The organism is Streptomyces sp. NPDC051018 (assembly GCF_044456085.1).
Taxonomy (GTDB): domain Bacteria; phylum Actinomycetota; class Actinomycetes; order Streptomycetales; family Streptomycetaceae; genus Streptomyces.
The window spans coordinates 253,934-271,175 of record NZ_JBITFN010000008.1; the positions used below are offsets into that span (position 1 = coordinate 253,934).

A 17,242-nucleotide genomic window follows, 5' to 3' on the forward strand; every position below is an offset into this window, starting at 1 on the left:
GTCGCCGTTTCCCCCTGGTCTTCCCCGCCGAAGGCAACCCTCCCTAGCGTCGTCATCACCTGACAGGTGCCGGACATCACAAGGAATTTCACGCGGAGGAAACCCGATGACACAGGGCACGGAGTCCAGCCCGGGACGGCGCACGGTACTCGGAGCGGCGATGCTCTCCACGGCCGTGATCGGCGCCGGCGGCACCCTCGCCGCAGCCGCCCCGGCGGCGGCGGACGACCGCCACGAAGGGGAGCGGGGCGGCTCGTACCGGGATCTGCCCCGCCCCACGGTGATCGCCCACCGGGGCGCCAGCGGCTACCGGCCCGAGCACACCATCGGCGCCTACCAGCTCGCTCTCGACATGGGCGCGCACGTCGTCGAGCAGGATCTGGTGCCGACCGGGGACGGTCATCTCGTCTGCCGTCACGAGAACGACATCACGGGGACCACGGATGTCGCCGACCACCCGGAGTTCGCGTCCCGCAGGACGACGAAGAAGGTCGACGGCACCGATATCACCGGCTGGTTCACCGAGGACTTCACCCTCGCCGAACTGAAGACGCTGCGGGCGAAGGAGCGCATCCCCGGCACCCGCCCCGACAACACCCTCTACGACGGTCGCTGGACGATCCCCTCCTTCGAGGAGGTGCTGCGCTGGGCCCGGAAGGAGGGCCGGCGCCGGGGCCGTCCCGTGTGGCTCCATGTCGAGACCAAGCACCCCACGTACTTCCGGGGGCTCGGCCTCGGCCTTGAGGAGCCGCTGGCGAAGCTGCTGCGGCGGTACGGGCGCGACCGGCGTGACTCGGCCGTCTTCCTCCAGTCGTTCGAGCCGGGCAGCATGCAGCGCATGGCCCGGCTGGTGTCCTCGCCCCGGGTCGTCCTGCTCTCGGGGGCGCGCACCCGGCCCTGGGACTTCCAGGAGGCCGGCGACCCGCGCACGGTGGCCGATCTGATCACGCCGGAGGGCCTGAAGTGGATCGCCTCGTACGCCCAGGGCATCGGCCCCACCCTGGAGCTGATCATTCCGCGGGGGCCGGACGGACGGCTCGGGTCGCCGACCACGCTGGTGCGCGACGCCCACCGGCAGGGGCTGATCCTCCACCCCTACACGATGCGGAACGAGAACACCTTCCTTCCGGCCGACTTCCGGCGGGACCGGGACGGCGCGCCCGGCGTCGATCCGAACGCGTACGGGGATGTCTTCGGCGCCTTCCGGCGGTACTTCGAGACGGGCATCGACGGGATCTTCACCGACCACCCGGACACCGGCCTGCTGGCCGCCGCCGACTTCGGCCGCTGAACGAGCCGCTGAACGAGCCGGGGAGCGATCCGTTCAGCGCGCTGCCGGCAAGCGGCTGTTCAGTGCCTGCCCCGGCCGGGGCCTGATGCCCATGGGCCGTCGGCCTGATATCCAGGGGCCGTTCGGCCGGTCCCTCCGGGGCGCGGGGCGGGCGCCCGTACGGGTGACGGAGCCGCCGTACGGCAACCGCCGCCGCGCGGGGGCTCGTCCCGCCGGGCATGACGCCACTCGCAGACCCCGTCCACGGCACCGACCGCACAGTCCCCGTCAGCCGCGCGGCCGGTGCCGCCCCCGCCGACCCGGGGGTCCTCGCGTCCCCGGACGGCGGCGGGGACCTGGTCAGCGCCCTGCGCCCGCTGGTCACGGCGGAGGCGAGGGCCGAGGCCCCCGGCGCGGCCATGGACGCGGGCGATCTGGAACAGGCGGTCTGGGTGCGGCTGTTCGAGCGGCTCGGCGGTTCGGGGCCGCCGTCCGACACGGCCGGCTGGGTGCGTGCGGCCGTACGGGCCGAGGCCCGGCGCGCCCGCCGCACGGCCGCGCGGGAGCACCCGCTCGGCCGCCCCGAACCGCCCTCCGATCCGGCGGGCGGCCCCGAACCCGCCGTACTCAGGGCGGAACGGCGCCGTACGGTACGGGCCGCCGTCGCCCGTACCCCGGGAGCCTGCCCACGGCTCCTGGCTGCGATGTTGTCCCCGAGCGACCCCACATACCGCGAAATCGCAGGAGAGTTGGGAATCTCACAAGGAAGTCTAGGGCCCATGCGTTCCCGTTGCCTGGGATGCCTGCGCAGAATGCTCACGTCAGAGGTTGCGGCTCCGGCCCCCGGGGGAATGGAGCGATAGACAACCGGCGTGGACAGGTGAGCGGGAGGCGTGCGCACATGGGCATGAGCGTGACCATCTCAGCGGCGAGAGCGCAGGACGCGGAGCAGATCCTCAAGCTCCAGTATCTGTGCTACCAGAGCGAGGCGGAGCTCTACGGCGACTACTCCATCGAGCCCCTCACCCAGTCGCTCGACGATCTGCGGGCCGAGATCGGCCGGGGCCACGCCCTGGTGGCCCGGCTCGGTGACGAGGTGATCGCGTCCGTGCGGGGCACGGTCGACGAGGACGGCACCGCGCGGATCGCCAAGCTGATCGTCCATCCGCGGATGCAGCGCCACGGTCTCGGCGGCCGGCTGCTCGACGCGATCGAGACCCACTTCGCCGCGGAGCCCTCCGCACGCCGCTTCCAGCTCTTCACCGGCCACCGCAGCGAGGGCAACCTCCGGCTCTACCGCAGCCGGGGCTATGTCCCGGTCGCGCGGGAGGAGATCGGCCCGAGGCTCACCCTGGTCACACTGGAGAAGGAGGCCGCGGCGCAGGCGTACGCGGCCAGCGCCTGAGGGGCGGCGGACTCCGGCGGTCGCCGCCGGCCCCGGCCGTCGCGGCTCTGTCGGTCGCGGGTCAGCCGTCCGGTCGTCGGGTCGGGGCGTCGGTTACGCAGGCGGTCCGGTCGTCGGGTCGGGTCGTCGGTTACGCAGGCGGTCCGGTCGTCGGGTCGGGTCGTCGGTCAGGCCGTCGCGGGCGGCCGCTGCGCGCGCGAGCGGCGAAGCCACAGCATCCCGGTGACCGGCAGGAGCACCGGGATGAAGACGTATCCCATGCCGTACCCCGACCAGACCGTGCTGTCGGGGAAGGCGGACGGGTCCACCACGGTCCAGGTGCCGACGATCAGCACACCGGCCAGTTCGGCGGCGCAGCACACCAGCGCCGCCCTGCGGGCCTTCTCCCCGCCGCGGACGAGGGTGTACGTGATGAACGCGTACACCACGGCCGCGACGGCGGAGAGCCCGTGCGCGAGCGGGGCGCTGTCGAAGTCGGTGAAGATGTGGAAGATCGAGCGCGAGACCGCGCCGACCGACATCACCCCGTAGAGCCAGACCAGCAGCAGTCCGGGCCCCCGGACCAGTCGGGTGTCCCGTCCGGTGCTCCCGGTGGTGTCCGTGCTCCCGGTGGTGACGGGCCGGGCCATCGTCAGCCTCCCCAGATGTCGTAGAGCCGTACTTCGAGTACCGCGAGCACGACCGCGCCGGCCGCGACCGTGGCCGAACCCCAGCGGGTCCGCTCGCCCAGTGACAGAAATCCGGCCGCCGGGACGGTGGCGAACGATCCGATCAGATAGGCGATGAAGATCGTCGAGCCCTGGTCCGGCTTCTCTCCCCGTGCGAGCTGCGCGATCCCGATGACCAGCTGCGCCAGCGCCAGCACCGACACCACCGCCATGCCGATGAAGTGCCAGTCCTTCGTGGGCTGATTCCGGTACGCGGCGAAACCGCACCAGGCGGCGAGAGCGAGCGCGGTCACGGCGACCGCGACCGTCAGGGCGTCGAGCATGGCCCCGAGCGTATTACGGGCCGGGGGCCGCGCCGCGAGCGGCCCGGGCGCTCCCGGGCCGCTCAGGGCTCCCCGGAAGCGCCGGGCGGTGGCCGCACGGTCGGGAATCGTGGTCTTGACCACAGCACGCTCGTTCCCGGTGGCGGCCGTCTCCGGGGGAGCTGATCGGTGCCGCACGTTATTCTCCCAGGTCAGAGCCGTCTGAGCGGTCACTGGAGAAGCGGAATTGATTCATCCGGATCTCGTCTCGCCGCTGTCCGTCATACGGACCGCCCGATTCGCCTGCTCAGACCATCTGCTTTACTTACCGCCATGACCACGACGAGCAGCCGCATCCTTGCGACCGAGGCGATCACCACGCCCGGTGCTCGTTGTCTGTGTCGAATGTGCGCCTTCTGAGGGCCCCTGACTTTTCCTCGCGCCCCGAAGTGAGACCCGGCGGACCCCGGGCCGGCTGACCCGGACCGCCGCCCCGCGCACGAGTCGTCCTCCCCGTACTGCCGGAGCCCTCCCTGGGCGCCGGGCCGCGGCGGCGCTCCCGAGCGAGACCGTGCTGTGTCGGCGTTTCGACGACGAACGCCCTGAAGAGCCCCGCAGACGAACGCCCCGTGCCCGGCGAGCAACCGAGCCGCGCACTCGACAGTACGGACCATCCAGTGATCACCACATCGGGCCTGACCAAGGTCTACCGCTCGCGAGGACGCGAGGTCACCGCCCTGGACGGCGTCGACCTCCATGTCAGGGAGGGCGAGGTGTACGGCGTCATCGGCCAGAGCGGCGCCGGCAAGTCCTCCCTCATCCGCTGCGTCAACCTCCTCGAACGCCCCACCTCCGGCACCGTGACCGTGGCCGGTCAGGAACTCACCGCACTCGCCGGAAGCGGGCCCCGCGCGGGCCGGCGGCTGCGCGAGGCCCGCAGCCGGATCGGCATGGTCTTCCAGCATTTCAATCTGCTGTCCTCCCGCTCGGTGCAGGACAACGTCGAACTGCCCCTGGAGATCCTCGGCCTCTCCGGCCGGGAGCGCGCCCGCAAGGCACGGGAACTGCTCGACCTGGTCGGCCTCTCCGACAAGGCCAGGTCCTATCCCGGCCAGCTCTCCGGCGGACAGAAGCAGCGCGTAGGCATCGCCCGTGCCCTCGCCGGGGACCCCAAGGTCCTCCTGTCCGACGAGGCGACCAGCGCGCTCGACCCCGAGACCACCCGCTCGATCCTCGAACTGCTGCGTGATCTCAACCGCAGGCTCGGACTCACCGTGCTGCTGATCACGCACGAGATGGATGTGGTCAAGACCGTCTGCGACTCGGCCGCCCTGATGGCGAACGGCAGGATCGTCGAGTCCGGCACGGTGGACGAACTGCTCGCCACCCCGGGCTCCGAACTGGCCGCCGCGCTCTTCCCGGTCAGCGGTGCCGCCTCCGGTGCCGACCGCACGGTCGTGGACATCACCTTCCACGGCGACGCGGCCACCCGGCCGGTGATCTCCGAGCTCTCGCGCACGTACAACGTCGACATCTCGATCCTGGGTGCCGCGATGGACACCGTCGGGGGCAGGCAGGTCGGCCGGATGCGTATCGAACTGCCCGGCCGCTTCGAGGAGAACGTCGTCCCCATCGGCTTTCTGCGCGAACAGGGGCTCCAGGTCGACATCGCTCCTCCCGAGGCTTCGCCCGCCTCCGGGGCTCCCCGGGCTTCCGAAGGGGCCGGAGCCGCCGGTGCCACGGGCCCGGACCTGGTGAAGGACGGTGCCAAGTGACCTGGTCCGAGATGTGGCCCCTGCTGGAGCAGGCGTGCTGGGACACCTTCTACATGGTGGGCTGGTCCACCGTCATCGCGGTCGTCGCCGGGCTGCCGCTCGGCATCGTGCTCGTCCTGACCGACAAGGGCGGTCTGCTGGGCAACGCGTTCGCCAACAAGGTGATCGGCCAGATCGTCAATGTCACGCGCTCGATGCCGTTCATCATCCTCATGGTCGCCCTGATGCCCTTCACCAAGGCGGTCACCGGCACCACCATCGGCCGTGAGGGCGCGATCGTGCCGCTCGCGATCGGTGCGATCCCCTTCTTCGCCCGGCTGGTGGAGACCTCCGTACGGGAGGTCGACCACGGGCTCGTGGAGGCCGTGCAGTCGATGGGCGGCAGCATCTGGACCGTCGTACGCAAGGTCCTGGTGCCCGAGTCACTGCCGTCGCTGATCTCCAGCGCCACCACCACCGTCGTCGCGCTGATCGGATACTCGGCGATGGCGGGCACGGTCGGCGCCGGCGGACTCGGTGACGTCGCCATCCGCTACGGCTACCAGCGCTTCGAGACCGAACTGATGTGGGTCACGGTCGCCGTGCTCGCCGTCGTCATCTCGGTCATCCAGTTCGCCGGGGACTTCGCGGCCCGTGGTCTGCACCGCCGGGGACGCGGCGGTTCCGCTCCCCGCCTGCGGTTCCTCCGGGCCGACGCCGTTCCGCTGTCCCCGACGGCGGCCACCGCCGAAGCCGCTCCGGAGCCCGTCAAGACCCCCTGACGAACCCCTTTCCGGCCGGGGCACCCGGCCGGACCCCTGCCACCAGAGAACCCGAGACCCGGGACGGCATGAAGTCCCGAGGTCCTGCCCCGACGTGACCCCACCCGGGTCCGTACCACCCGCACCACCCATGGAGAAAGGCACTTTTCGTGCGTAACACCACCAAGATCACCACCACTGTCCTGGCCGTCGGAGCCCTCACCCTCGGGCTCTCCGCCTGCGGCGGAGACAGCGGCTCGGACGCCAAGTCCGGCTCCGACGGACCGCTCGTCGTCGCCGCCAGCCCCGTCCCGCACGCCGAGATCCTCGGCTATGTGAAGGACAACCTGGCGGAGAAGGAAGACCTCGACCTGGAGGTCAGGGAGTTCGCCGACTACGTGACGCCCAACACGGCCACCCAGAGCGGTGAGGTCGGCGCCAACTTCTTCCAGCACAAGCCGTACCTCGACGACTTCAACAAGAAGAACGACACGACCATCGTTCCCGTCGGCACGGTCCACCTGGAGCCGCTCGGCCTCTACTCCAAGAAGGCCGACAAGATCACCGACCTCAAGAGCGGCGCCACGATCGCCCTGCCCAACGACACCACCAACGAGGCGCGCGCCCTCAAGCTCCTTGAGGCGAACGGCCTCATCGAGCTGAAGCCCGGCGCGGGCAACGAGGCGACGCCCAAGGACATCGCGTCCAACCCCAAGAAGATCCAGTTCAAGGAGCTGGAGGCGGCCCAGGTGCCGCGCGCGCTCGACGACGTCGACGCCGCCGTCATCAACGGCAACTACGCCGTCGAGGCCAAGCTCAGCCCCAAGAAGGACTCGCTCGTACTGGAGTCCGCCCAGAACAACCCGTACGGCAACTTCCTGGCCGTCAAGGAGGGCAACGAGAAGGACCCGCGGGTCGTGAAGCTCGTGAAGCTGCTGAACTCGCCCGAGGTGAAGAAGTTCATCGAGGACCGGTACGACGGCTCCGTGATCCCCGCGTTCTGACCGGGCCCGGCCGGCGGGCCCCGCACTCCTTCGGGGGGTGTGCGGGGCCCGTGCCTTTCCGGACACCCCACAAGTGCGGCACCCTGTGGTGCGGTTCGGCCGACTCATGCTGCATGCTGGGCTTTTCGGCGGAGCCCCTGCTTCCTGGTTCCCTCAGGCCCCTGGTTACGGAGCGGCGCATGACGACCACCTTTCCGGACGTGTCCATCAGTACGGAGCGATTGGTGCTGCGCCCCTTCGAGGAGGGCGACATCCCCGCGTACACCGAGATGATGAACGACGAACCCGTCATCGCCTGGACCTCGGAACCCCATCCGTACACCGCGGAAGACGCGGCGGAGTGGGTGCGAAGAATCGCTCCCTCTCAGCGCACGGAGGGCCGGGGAATCGCCCTGGCCGTGACCGAGTTCCTCACCCAGCGGCTCGTCGGGGGCGTCTGCCTGCGCAGCACCGACTGGCGCACGCGTGCCACCGAGGCCGCCTATGTCACCGCTCCCTGGGCGCGCGGTGAGGGATACGCCACCGAATCCGTGCTGGCCGTCGCCCAATGGCTCTTCCGCGACCAGAAGTTCGAACGGCTGGAACTGCGTACGGCCGCCGACAACACCGCCGCCCAGCAGGTCGCGCAGAAGATGGGCTGCATCAGCGAGGGCGTGCTGCGCAGCGCCGGGACGGCGCGCACCCGCACGGCGGACGGCGGCTGGGCCGACACCCGCACCGATCTGATCGTGTGGAGCCTGCTGCCCGAGGACCTGGAGGGGTTCGCGGACGAGTCGGCGGAGTCCGGCTACGCCTCCTTCACCGACTGGAACTGACGCCTCCGGGCGCCTCCGCGGCGCCACGCCGTGCCCGCGCCGCACCGTGCCGGCCCCGTACGGCACGCGGTCCCGTCTCCGGCGCGCACTCCGTTCCCCGCCCGCGGGCTGGACGACCGGCCCGGCATGCGGATGCCTCTGCGGCCCGGGGAGATTCCCCGCCTCTGCTCGGCCTTCTCCCTGATCTCTCCTCGCTCCGGACCTCTCCTCGCTCCGGACCTCTCCTCGCTCCGGACCTCTCCGAGCCCCCACCGACCCCTCCGGACCTCCTGGGAGGGCCCGGAATCGGCCTGATCCGCCGGAACTCGACGATCCGGTGGCACACCCCGCCCCGACCTGATTCAGTGAGTGCCTACTCCAGGTAGTCTCGGCCTGCCCGCGCACTCCGCGCACCGCCCCACCTGCGACAGCACCAGGGAGATTGACGACCATGGCCGACCGCGTCACGGTGATCGGCTGGGACGGTTCGCCCCTCACCGCGGCAGCGAGGTCCGCCCTCTCGGCCGCCACCCTCGTGGCAGGGGCGCCCCACCATCTCGCCCTCCCCGAAGTACCGGGGCGCGCCGAGCGGATCCGCCTCGGCAGTGTCGACCTCGCGGCCCGCAGAATCGCCGGGCACCGCGGCACCGCCGTCGTCCTCGCCGACGGAGACCCCGGCTTCTTCGGAGTCGTCCGCACCCTGCGCGCCCCCGAACACGGCCTGGAGGTCGAGGTCGTGCCCGCGGTCTCGTCCGTCGCCGCCGCGTTCGCACGGGCGTCGATGCCGTGGGACGACGCCCGGATCGTCGTCGCCCACCCCCGTACGCTCCGCCGAGCCGTCAATGTCTGCCGGGCGTACCCCAAGGTCGCCGTCCTCACCTCCCCGGGCGCGGGCCCCGCAGAACTGGCCCTGCTCCTCGAAGGCGTCCACCGCACCTTCGTCATCTGCGAGGAACTGGGCACCGACCGCGAGCAGGTCACGGTCCTCACCTCCGACAAGGCCGCCGACCACGCCTGGCGCGACCCCAATGTCGTGATCGCCATCGGCGGCACCGGCACCCACACCGTGCGCGGCGGCGGCTGGATCGCGGGCCGCGAGGCCGGATTTCCCTCCCCGGTGCGGGGATGGGCCCTGCCCGCCTCCTCGTACGCCCCCGAAGGCGGATACGGCGCCGAGAAGCCCGGCGAGGGCGAGTCCCCCTCACTGCGCGCCGCCCAACTCGCCCGCCTCGGGCCGCGCGTCGGCGATCTGGTCTGGGACATCGGCTCCGGCGGCGGGGCGCTCGCCGCCGAGGCCGCGCGCTTCGGCGCCGCCGTCATCGCCGTGGACGCGGACCCGGCCGCCTGCGCCCGTACCGACGCGGCCGCCCGGGTCGCGGGCGTTCAGGTGCAGATCGTCAACGGCCGGGCCCCACAGGTGCTGGAGCGTCTGCCCGAACCCGATGTCGTACGCATCGGTGGCGGCGGCGCGCCCGTCGTCACCGCCGTCGTCGACCGGCGGCCCGAACGCATCGTCACCCACTCCTCCTCCCGCGACGAGGCCGAGGCGATCTGCGCGGCCCTGTCGGCCGGCGGCTACACCGTCGAGTGCGCCCTGCTCCAGTCCGTGGAACTGGACCCCGCGGGGTGGTCGGAGCGGGAGCGTTCCGTCGTCTTCCTGTGCTCCGGCAGACAACCGGAACGCACCGCCCCGTGACCCCCGCTGTCAGAGGCGCGAGGTAGGCTGACCGACCGTTGTACCGCACCTGGATGTGTATCGCTTCGTTCGGCATTGTCCGGGAAACCTGGAAAACGAGTGTCGCTTTGACTCCGGTATGTGGTACGTCGTAACCGGGGGGCGCGCAACGTGGCGCAGCCCACAGCGGACCGTGGCGGATCTCCCTGCCAGGGCCGCGATCGGCCGCGAGAATGCTTGGGAGTCCGTGGGCCGTCGTGCCGCGTGGCACACGCGCTCGTTCTTGTTGACGGGCGTCGGACGTGCCGCGAGCGGGCGTCCGGGCGATGGGCGAAGGATGACCAGCGATGGGGCGAGGGGTACGCATGACTGACACCGGTCAGATCCCGGGCGAGGGGCTGCCGGAGAACGCAGGCGTGGTGGAGCAGCAGCCGGGCGACGCGCCCGGTTCGGACGCTTACACCTTCCTGGGCCCCTCCGAGCACCCGGCCGAAGAGGACGACCTGCTGCTGATGCCGGGGGCGCAGGGCGCCTGGAGCGATCCGCAGGCCGCGGCGTCACCACCACCCCAACAGGCCGTGGCGGCCCAGCCCCTGCACGCGGGGCAGCACCACGGCCGTCCCGGACAGCAGGGCGGTGCGGTGCGGACGCGGACGGCGGTCGTCCCCGAGCACCTGGCCGTCGTCGGCGCCCAGCCCGGCGCCGCCGCCGCGCAGCCCGGTCACCCCGCCGCTCAGCCGGCCGCGCCCTTCGTGCCCGCACAGCACCCGGATGCCCAGCAGACCCAGCAGGCCCAAGTGCCGCAGCAGCAGGCCGAGGTCTCCGAACTGCTCCAGGTGCGGCTGCCCTCGGGTCCCGAGCTGACGGCCCCGACCGATCTCGGCTCCCCGGACCTCGGTGATGCGCAGGACGCGGTCGCCGGTCCGGAGCACGGCGGACAGGAACTCGTCGGCGCCACGGATGTGGTGGTCGCGCCCGAGCTGGCCGCTCCCACCGATCTGGGCGCTCCGGACCACGGGACGCCGGAGCATGCCACTCCGGTGACGGTGATACAGCCGGCGGCGGAGCCGGTCGCCGGTCCGCACACGGGCGAACAGCCGGACGGACAGGGCGCCGAGGCGCCCGCGCCCGAGCATGGCGCCGGGGGGCCTCTCCCCGGGCAGCCCGACGCCGGGCAGCCGGTTACGGAGCTGGCGGTCGCGGAGCCGTCCGCCGAGGGTCAGCAGAACGGCGGTGACGCAGCCGCCGGGCAGCCCGGGGCGGGCGTACCCCGGACCGCGCAGGAGTTCCCCGCGGCCCCCGCCGCCGAACAGCCCGCCCCCGCACAGGGCTCCGCCCCCGCCGTGGCCTCCACCGCCACCCCGACACCGCCGCCGTCCCGGCGTCCGCTGCACATGGGACCGCCGCTGCCCGACACCTCGGGCGGTGTGGTGCGCTCGCTCGCCGACCGGGGACCCGCCGGGGTGCCCCCGCACCCCCTGACCGTGCAGAACAACCCCGGTCCGCCCACGATGGGGCCCGAGTACCTCGACGTTCCCCAGGAGGAGACCGAGCCCGTGCCGCCCGGTCCGCAGCCGGCCCAGATCCCGCCCCAGGCGGGGGCCCCTTGGGGCGCGCAGCCACCGGAGGCCGGGGCTTCCGCACCGGCGGAGGCGGGCGTTGTGGAAGCCGCCGTCGCGGAGGCGGTCGTTACGGAGGCGGTGGCCGCCGTTCCCACGGCTCCCGCCGCCCCCGCCGCGGGGGAGGCGGCCGAAGGGCAGCCGGTGGTGGAGTCGGTCGCCGAGCCACTGCCCGCGGCAGGGCCCGCCGCGGTCGCCGCACCCGAGCCCGTTCCCGGCGGCGACCCCGTGCAGAACGCGGCCGCGACCGGCGAACCGGCGCAGGAGGGCACCCCGGAGGAGGCTCCGGACGCGGTCGGCCCGGCCGCGCCCGGGGAAGCGCCCGTACCCGGACCCGAGGTCACGGCGCAGGACGGCCCCGAGGTCGAGTTGCAGGGCGGACCTGAAGCCCAGGTGGAGGAAGAGCCCGAGGCCCGGGCCGCGGGGCAGCAGCAGGCGGAGGAGCCCGCCGGGCCGCAGGCGGAGACGTCCGCTACCGGCGGGGCGGAGGGAGCCGCCCCCGTGGAGCCTGCCGGTACCGGCTCCGTACCGGAGACCGAGCAGGTCCAGGCCGCAGTGGCCGTGGAGCAGGAGACCAACGGGGCGGAGGCCGCCGTCGTACCGGACGCCGGTGCCGCCGTACCGGAGCCCGCTGCCGCACCCGCACCGGCCGGTGATTCCGTGCCGCAGACCGGTGAGCCCGCCGAGGCCGTGGTCCCGGCCGCCGGGGCGGTATCCGCTCAGCCGATGCAAGCCGCGGAAACCACAGAAATCACGGAAACCACAGAAACCACGCAAGCCACGGAAGCCGCAGCACCGGCGGAGGCCGAGGCAGCGGCTGACCCCGGTCAGTCCGCTGAAGGCGCCGGAGCCGCCGAGGGAGCCGCCGAACCGGCCGAGGCCGCTGAGAAGGCCGAGCCGATTCCCCTGCCGGTACCCGCGCCGGAACCGGCCCCCGAGCCCGGGTCGGAACCCGAGCCGATCGCGGCCGAGGCCGGGCCGCCCGCGCCCGGCTTCGACGACGCCGAGCGCGAAGCAGTCCTGCGCGTGATGCGCGAGCGCCGCGACATCCGCAACGGCTTCCGCGACGACCCCATCCCGCACGAGGTGCTGCTGCGCGTCCTGGAGGCCGCGCACACCGCGCCCAGCGTCGGCCACTCCCAGCCCTGGGACTTCGTCGTCATCCGGTCCGCCGAGACCCGGCGCACCATGCACGAACTGGCGCAGCGTCAGCGGGACGCGTACGCCAAGTCGCTGCCGAAGGGCAGGGCCAAGCAGTTCAAGGAACTGAAGATCGAGGCGATCCTCGAAACCCCGGTCAATATCGTCGTCACCGCCGACCCGACGCGCGGCGGCCGTCACACCCTCGGCCGTCACACCCAGCCGCAGATGGCCCCCTACTCCTCGGCGCTCGCCGTCGAGAACCTCTGGCTCGCCGCGCGGGCCGAGGGCCTCGGCGTCGGCTGGGTGAGCTTCTTCGACGAGCACGAGATGGTCCGCGCCCTGGGCCTGCCGGAGCACCTGGAGGTCGTGGCGTACCTCTGCGTCGGATACGTCGACGAGTTCCCCGAGGACCCCGAGCTGATGCAGTCCGGCTGGTCCAAGCGCCGGCCGCTGTCCTGGGTCGTCCACGAGGAGACCTACGGCCGCCGTGCCCTGCCCGGCGAGGAGCCGCACGATCTGCTCCAGGAGACCGTGACCAATATCCGCCCGCTGGACGCGAAGGCGCTCGGCGAGGCGTGGGAGCGGCAGAAGCGGATGACCAAGCCCGCCGGCGCCCTCGGCATGCTGGAGATCATCTCCGCGCAGCTCAGCGGGCTCTCGCGGATGTGTCCGCCGCCGATCCCCGAGCCCGCCGCGGTCGCGGTCTTCGCGGGCGACCACGGGGTGCACGCGCAGGGGGTCACGGCCTGGCCCCAGGAGGTCACCGGCCAGATGGTCGCCAACTTCCTCGGCGGGGGAGCCGTCTGCAACGCCTTCGCCAACCAGGTCGGGGCCGAGGTCTGCGTCATCGACGTCGGAGTCGCGTCCGATCTGCCCGCCACGCCCGGACTGCTGCCCCGCAAGGTGCGTCCCGGGACCGCCGACTTCACCGCCGGCCCCGCGCTGACCCGTGAGGAGGCGCTGTCCGCGATCGATGTCGGCATCGAGACCGCCCGTGACCTGGTGGCGGCGGGCAACAAGGCGCTGCTCACCGGTGAGATGGGCATCGCCAATACGACGGTCTCGGCGGCGCTGATCTCTGTGTACACCGGCACCGATCCGGCCGAGGTCACCGGCCGTGGCACCGGCATCAACGACGAGATGCACGCCCGCAAGGTCGATGTCGTCCGCCGTGCCCTCGAACTCCACAAGCCCGACCCCGCCGACCCCGTCGGTGTTCTCGCGGCGGTCGGCGGCCTGGAGCACGCGGCCCTGGTCGGCTTCATCCTGGGCGGCGCGTCCCTGCGTACACCGGTCGTCCTCGACGGTGTCTCCGCGGGTGCCGCGGCGCTGGTCGCCCGTGCGATCGCCCCCGAGGCCCTGGCCGCGTGCATCGCGGGCCACCGCAGCGCCGAGCCCGGCCATGTCGCGGCCCTGAACAAGCTCGGTCTGCGCCCGCTGGTCGACCTCGACCTACGCCTCGGCGAGGGTACGGGCGCGCTGCTGGCGCTGCCGGTGGTGCAGAGCGCGGCGAGGGCCATGCACGAGGTCGCGACCTTCGACTCCGCGGGCGTCACCGAGAAGTAGCGTCCGTTCGCCGCCCCGGCCCGTCGTCCCGGGGCGGCCGGTCCGCCCATGGTCCGGGCAGAGGGAGCGTACGGCTCCCGCCGGTCCGGCGGCCGGGTTCTCCTGGCTGCCCGGTCCTCCGGATGGACAGAGCCGATGGACAGACCACCGCCGATGGCGGTCGACGCACAGAGCCGGAGCCGCCGTCGCCCGGCACGGGCGTTCACGGGGTTCGGCGGCCGCTCCCCATGGGTCCGGCGCCGGGGACGGACGTGTGTCCGGGGGCACGGCCCGATACATGGCTCCGCCCCGTAAAGTGGCCCGGGACACCGCCCCACCAGCCGCTTCAGCGCCGCCGGAGCCCGCCGCACCACACCGGACCCACCACATCGCACCGGGACCCGGACCCGTACGCCCGAGGGAGTAGCACCACCATGGCCGAGCCAGCGCACCCGCACCCCGCCTACCCCGTGGGGCTCCGGCTCTCCGGGCGGCGGGTCGTCGTCATCGGCGGGGGCCAGGTCGCCCAGCGCCGGCTGCCCGCGCTCATCGCCGCCGGCGCGGACATCGTGCTCGTCTCCCCGGCCGCGACCCCCTCCGTCGAGGCCATGGCCACCGCGGGAGAGATCCGCTGGGAGCGGCGACCGTACGCCGAGGGCGACCTCGCCGACGCCTGGTACGTCCTCATCGCGACCTCGGACTCCGGGGCCAACGCCCGTGCCTCCGCCGAGGCCGAGCGCACCCGCACCTGGTGCGTACGCTCCGACGACGCCGACGCGGCCACCGCGTGGACCCCGGCGACCGGCCGCTCGGAAGGGGTGACGGTCGCCGTGATGACGACCGATGTGCACGGCAGGGACCCCCGCCGCTCCGCCGCCGTGCGTGACGCGATCGTCGAGGGCCTGCGCGACGGAACCATCGCGGCGCCCCACCACCGTACGAGAACACCCGGCGTCGCCCTCGTCGGCGGCGGCCCCGGCGACCCCGACCTGATCACCGTCCGTGGCCGGCGGCTGCTCGCCGAGGCGGATGTCGTGATCGCCGACCGGCTCGGCCCGCGCGATCTGCTCGATGAACTCCCCCCGCATGTGGAGGTGATCGACGCCGCGAAGATCCCGTACGGCCGGTACATGGCACAGGAGGCCATCAACAACGCCCTGATCGAGCACGCCAAGGCGGGCAGGGCGGTCGTACGCCTCAAGGGCGGCGACCCGTTTGTCTTCGGCCGGGGCATGGAGGAGGCGGAGGCCCTCGCCGATGCGGGCATCCCCTGTACGGTCGTCCCCGGTATCTCCAGCTCCATCAGCGTGCCCGGCGCGGCCGGTATCCCGGTCACCCACCGGGGTGTCGCCCATGAGTTCACCGTGGTCAGCGGGCATGTCGCGCCGGACGACGAACGGTCGCTCGTCGACTGGCCGGCCCTCGGACGCCTGCGCGGGACCATCGTCGTCCTGATGGGCGTCGACAAGATCGGCGCGATCGCCCGGACACTGATGGCGAACGGCCGCGGCCCGGACACCCCGGTGGCCCTGGTCCAGGAGGGCACCACGGCCGCCCAGCGCCGGGTCGACGCGACCCTGGCGACCGTCGCCGCCACGGTCACGGCCGAGGACGTACGCCCCCCGGCGGTCATCGTCATCGGCGATGTCGTCTCCGTCGGACGGCGTGACCATGGGTAGCCGACCTCTGCCCAGGCGTTGGCACCACACCCAGGAGAAGGCAGTATCGCCCTGTGGCTGATCTCATCACTGTCGAAGACCCCGACGACCCCAGGCTGAGCGACTACACCGGTCTGACCGACGTCGAGCTGCGCCGCAAGCGTGAACCCGCCGAGGGCCTGTTCATCGCCGAGGGCGAGAAGGTCATCAGGCGGGCCAGGGACGCCGGTTACGAGATGCGGTCGATGCTGCTGTCCGCGAAGTGGGTCGACGTCATGAAGGACGTCATCGACGAGCTGCCCGCGCCGGTGTACGCGGTGAGCCCCGACCTCGCCGAGCGGGTCACCGGCTACCACGTCCACCGCGGAGCCCTCGCCTCCATGCAGCGCAAGCCGCTGCCGACCGCCGGAGAGCTGCTGGCGCACCGCGCGGGACGGCGCGTCGTGATCTTCGAGGACATCGTCGACCACGCCAATATGGGAGCCGCCTTCAGGAACGCCGCTGCCCTCGGGATCGACTCCGTCTTTCTCACCCCGCGCTGCGCCGATCCGCTGTACCGGAGATCGGTCAAGGTCTCGATGGGCGCGGTCTTCTCCGTACCCTGGACACGGCTGGAGTCCTGGCCCGAGGACGCGGAGCTGTTCCGGCAGCACGGCTTCACGACCGCCGCGCTCTGCCTCGCCGAGAACTCGATCAGCATCGACGAACTGGCCGCCCGCCGGATCGAGAAGCTGGCCCTGATGCTCGGCACCGAGGGCGAGGGGCTGTCCACGGACGCGCTCCGGGCGGCCGACGAATGGGTGCGCATTCCGATGGCGGCCGGGGTGGACTCCCTGAATGTCGCGGCGGCGTCGGCCGTCGCGTTCTACGCCACCCGCACCTGACCCGGCGAGGCGTCCCGAGCCGGCACTCGCGGTGTCGCGGGCGCCGCGCCCCGAACCGCGCTTCCGGGGCGGAGGAACGGCCCGTCCGGCGAGCTCCCGCGTACCGCCGGACCCGGCGGCGCGCCCTGGCCCAGCCGGGGCGCGGCCTGGTCCCGCTCAGCCGGGGCACCCGGCCCGCCCCCTCAGTGAACATCCGGTTCCGGCGTCGGGAGCCGGCACCGGTCAGGCCGGACGGATTCTCAGTCGGCCCTGCGCCGGGGTGTGGTCTTCCGCTCCGGCCGGCGGATGAGGTCGACGTCGTCCGCGCGGCGCGGAACGTAGAAGAACCCCTCCTCGGTGTCGGGGTCGTAGTGCACGACCGTGTTCTGCGCCGTGAGCATCTCGCGCCACGAGGTCAGCCGGGACCGGTCGTTCTCCGTGAGCGTCCGGCCGTCGCGCCGTCTGGCCTCGACCCGCAGCATCGCCAGCGGATACAGCCAGCGGTGCTCCTCCTTCACAAACCAGGGGATGAGGTCGTCGTCACGGGTGATCCGGCGGTCCAGCCCCCTGCGCTGGCGGAAGTTGCCCCACATCGACGGAACCGTCTCGATGTTGTACTTGCGCCTGTACTCCTCGACCATCCAGGCGTAGGTCCTGCCCTCCTGGAACCACCGGATGACCTCCCCCTCGTCCTGGATCTTGCTTCGCCCCATGGTCTCCCAGCGCTTCCTTCACCCGAGTCGATCTTTGTGCAACATACACTTACTGGCGTCGCCAGGTA

Annotated in this window: 14 protein-coding genes; 11 read left to right on the forward strand and 3 right to left on the reverse strand. The window is 72.4% G+C overall.

Translation table 11 applies throughout. The features are described from left to right. The first annotated feature begins 106 nt into the window (after positions 1 to 106). From ACIBCM_RS16640 to ACIBCM_RS16650, 3 genes are all read left to right on the forward strand, one after another. Entirely contained in the window at positions 107 to 1,291 is a 1,185-nt protein-coding gene (locus ACIBCM_RS16640) for a glycerophosphodiester phosphodiesterase (protein WP_399243702.1), read from the forward strand. 218 nt (positions 1,292 to 1,509) lie between these two features. Then, positions 1,510 to 2,133: a sigma-70 family RNA polymerase sigma factor gene (locus tag ACIBCM_RS16645; RefSeq protein WP_399243704.1), complete on the forward strand. Its 624-nt coding sequence runs from the start codon at positions 1,510 to 1,512 to the stop codon at positions 2,131 to 2,133. A 38-nt stretch (positions 2,134 to 2,171) separates the two neighbouring features. Beyond that, positions 2,172 to 2,675: a GNAT family N-acetyltransferase gene (locus ACIBCM_RS16650; protein WP_399243706.1), complete on the forward strand. Its 504-nt coding sequence runs from the start codon at positions 2,172 to 2,174 to the stop codon at positions 2,673 to 2,675. A 167-nt stretch (positions 2,676 to 2,842) separates the two neighbouring features. On the opposite strand, the gene ACIBCM_RS16655 is transcribed toward ACIBCM_RS16650, so the two are convergent. Together ACIBCM_RS16655 and ACIBCM_RS16660 are read right to left on the reverse strand one after the other, a co-directional pair. Next, the gene (locus tag ACIBCM_RS16655; protein ID WP_399243708.1) at positions 2,843 to 3,304 is read right to left on the reverse strand and encodes a hypothetical protein; all 462 of its coding nucleotides are present in this window, start codon (positions 3,302 to 3,304) and stop codon (positions 2,843 to 2,845) included. A gap of 2 nt (positions 3,305 to 3,306) precedes the next feature. Beyond that, positions 3,307 to 3,666 (reverse strand): hypothetical protein, encoded by a 360-nt coding sequence (locus ACIBCM_RS16660; protein ID WP_399243711.1) that lies wholly within the window; start codon positions 3,664 to 3,666, stop codon positions 3,307 to 3,309. Positions 3,667 to 4,322: 656 nt separating this feature from the next. Here ACIBCM_RS16660 and ACIBCM_RS16665 point away from each other — a divergent pair. The 8 genes from ACIBCM_RS16665 (at position 4,323) to ACIBCM_RS16700 (ending at position 16,482) form a co-directional block, all read left to right on the forward strand. Beyond that, on the forward strand, positions 4,323 to 5,420 hold the full coding sequence (locus ACIBCM_RS16665) for a methionine ABC transporter ATP-binding protein (protein WP_399243713.1): 1,098 nt from the start codon (positions 4,323 to 4,325) through the stop codon (positions 5,418 to 5,420). Beyond that, positions 5,417 to 6,181 (forward strand): methionine ABC transporter permease, encoded by a 765-nt coding sequence (locus tag ACIBCM_RS16670; protein WP_399243715.1) that lies wholly within the window; start codon positions 5,417 to 5,419, stop codon positions 6,179 to 6,181. Before ACIBCM_RS16665 ends, ACIBCM_RS16670 begins: the two co-directional genes overlap by 4 nt. A 149-nt stretch (positions 6,182 to 6,330) precedes the next feature. Next, positions 6,331 to 7,164 carry a MetQ/NlpA family ABC transporter substrate-binding protein gene (locus ACIBCM_RS16675; protein WP_399243716.1) on the forward strand — a complete coding sequence of 278 codons (834 nt, stop codon included), beginning with the start codon at positions 6,331 to 6,333 and terminating at the stop codon, positions 7,162 to 7,164. 179 nt (positions 7,165 to 7,343) lie between these two features. Beyond that, positions 7,344 to 7,979, forward strand: a complete 636-nt coding sequence (locus tag ACIBCM_RS16680) for a GNAT family N-acetyltransferase (protein ID WP_399243718.1) — start codon at positions 7,344 to 7,346, stop codon at positions 7,977 to 7,979. Positions 7,980 to 8,409: 430 nt separating this feature from the next. Continuing rightward, a complete protein-coding gene (gene cbiE / locus ACIBCM_RS16685) occupies positions 8,410 to 9,654 on the forward strand; it encodes a precorrin-6y C5,15-methyltransferase (decarboxylating) subunit CbiE (protein ID WP_399243720.1) in 1,245 nt (414 codons plus the stop codon). A gap of 344 nt (positions 9,655 to 9,998) precedes the next feature. Then, positions 9,999 to 13,961 (forward strand): nicotinate-nucleotide--dimethylbenzimidazole phosphoribosyltransferase, encoded by a 3,963-nt coding sequence (gene cobT, locus ACIBCM_RS16690; RefSeq protein ID WP_399243722.1) that lies wholly within the window; start codon positions 9,999 to 10,001, stop codon positions 13,959 to 13,961. A gap of 413 nt (positions 13,962 to 14,374) precedes the next feature. After that, positions 14,375 to 15,619: a uroporphyrinogen-III C-methyltransferase gene (gene cobA / locus ACIBCM_RS16695; RefSeq protein ID WP_399243724.1), complete on the forward strand. Its 1,245-nt coding sequence runs from the start codon at positions 14,375 to 14,377 to the stop codon at positions 15,617 to 15,619. A 53-nt stretch (positions 15,620 to 15,672) separates the two neighbouring features. Then, positions 15,673 to 16,482 carry a TrmH family RNA methyltransferase gene (locus ACIBCM_RS16700; RefSeq protein ID WP_399243726.1) on the forward strand — a complete coding sequence of 270 codons (810 nt, stop codon included), beginning with the start codon at positions 15,673 to 15,675 and terminating at the stop codon, positions 16,480 to 16,482. Between the two features lie 239 nt (positions 16,483 to 16,721). On the opposite strand, the gene ACIBCM_RS16705 is transcribed toward ACIBCM_RS16700, so the two are convergent. Further along, positions 16,722 to 17,174 (reverse strand): hypothetical protein, encoded by a 453-nt coding sequence (locus ACIBCM_RS16705; RefSeq protein WP_399243727.1) that lies wholly within the window; start codon positions 17,172 to 17,174, stop codon positions 16,722 to 16,724. Between the last annotated feature and the right edge of the window lie 68 nt (positions 17,175 to 17,242).

Excerpts from the sequence above, each read along its gene's own strand:
- cbiE (WP_399243720.1), top strand. The coding sequence starts at position 8,410 with ATGGCCGACCGCGTCACGGTGATCGGCTGGGACGGTTCGCCCCTCACC.
- ACIBCM_RS16660 (WP_399243711.1), bottom strand. The coding sequence starts at position 3,666 with ATGCTCGACGCCCTGACGGTCGCGGTCGCCGTGACCGCGCTCGCTCTC.
- cobT (WP_399243722.1), top strand. The coding sequence starts at position 9,999 with ATGACTGACACCGGTCAGATCCCGGGCGAGGGGCTGCCGGAGAACGCA.
- ACIBCM_RS16650 (WP_399243706.1), top strand. The coding sequence starts at position 2,172 with ATGGGCATGAGCGTGACCATCTCAGCGGCGAGAGCGCAGGACGCGGAG.
- ACIBCM_RS16645 (WP_399243704.1), top strand. The coding sequence starts at position 1,510 with ATGACGCCACTCGCAGACCCCGTCCACGGCACCGACCGCACAGTCCCC.
- ACIBCM_RS16640 (WP_399243702.1), top strand. The coding sequence starts at position 107 with ATGACACAGGGCACGGAGTCCAGCCCGGGACGGCGCACGGTACTCGGA.
- ACIBCM_RS16680 (WP_399243718.1), top strand. The coding sequence starts at position 7,344 with ATGACGACCACCTTTCCGGACGTGTCCATCAGTACGGAGCGATTGGTG.
- cobA (WP_399243724.1), top strand. The coding sequence starts at position 14,375 with ATGGCCGAGCCAGCGCACCCGCACCCCGCCTACCCCGTGGGGCTCCGG.
- ACIBCM_RS16655 (WP_399243708.1), bottom strand. The coding sequence starts at position 3,304 with ATGGCCCGGCCCGTCACCACCGGGAGCACGGACACCACCGGGAGCACC.
- ACIBCM_RS16705 (WP_399243727.1), bottom strand. The coding sequence starts at position 17,174 with ATGGGGCGAAGCAAGATCCAGGACGAGGGGGAGGTCATCCGGTGGTTC.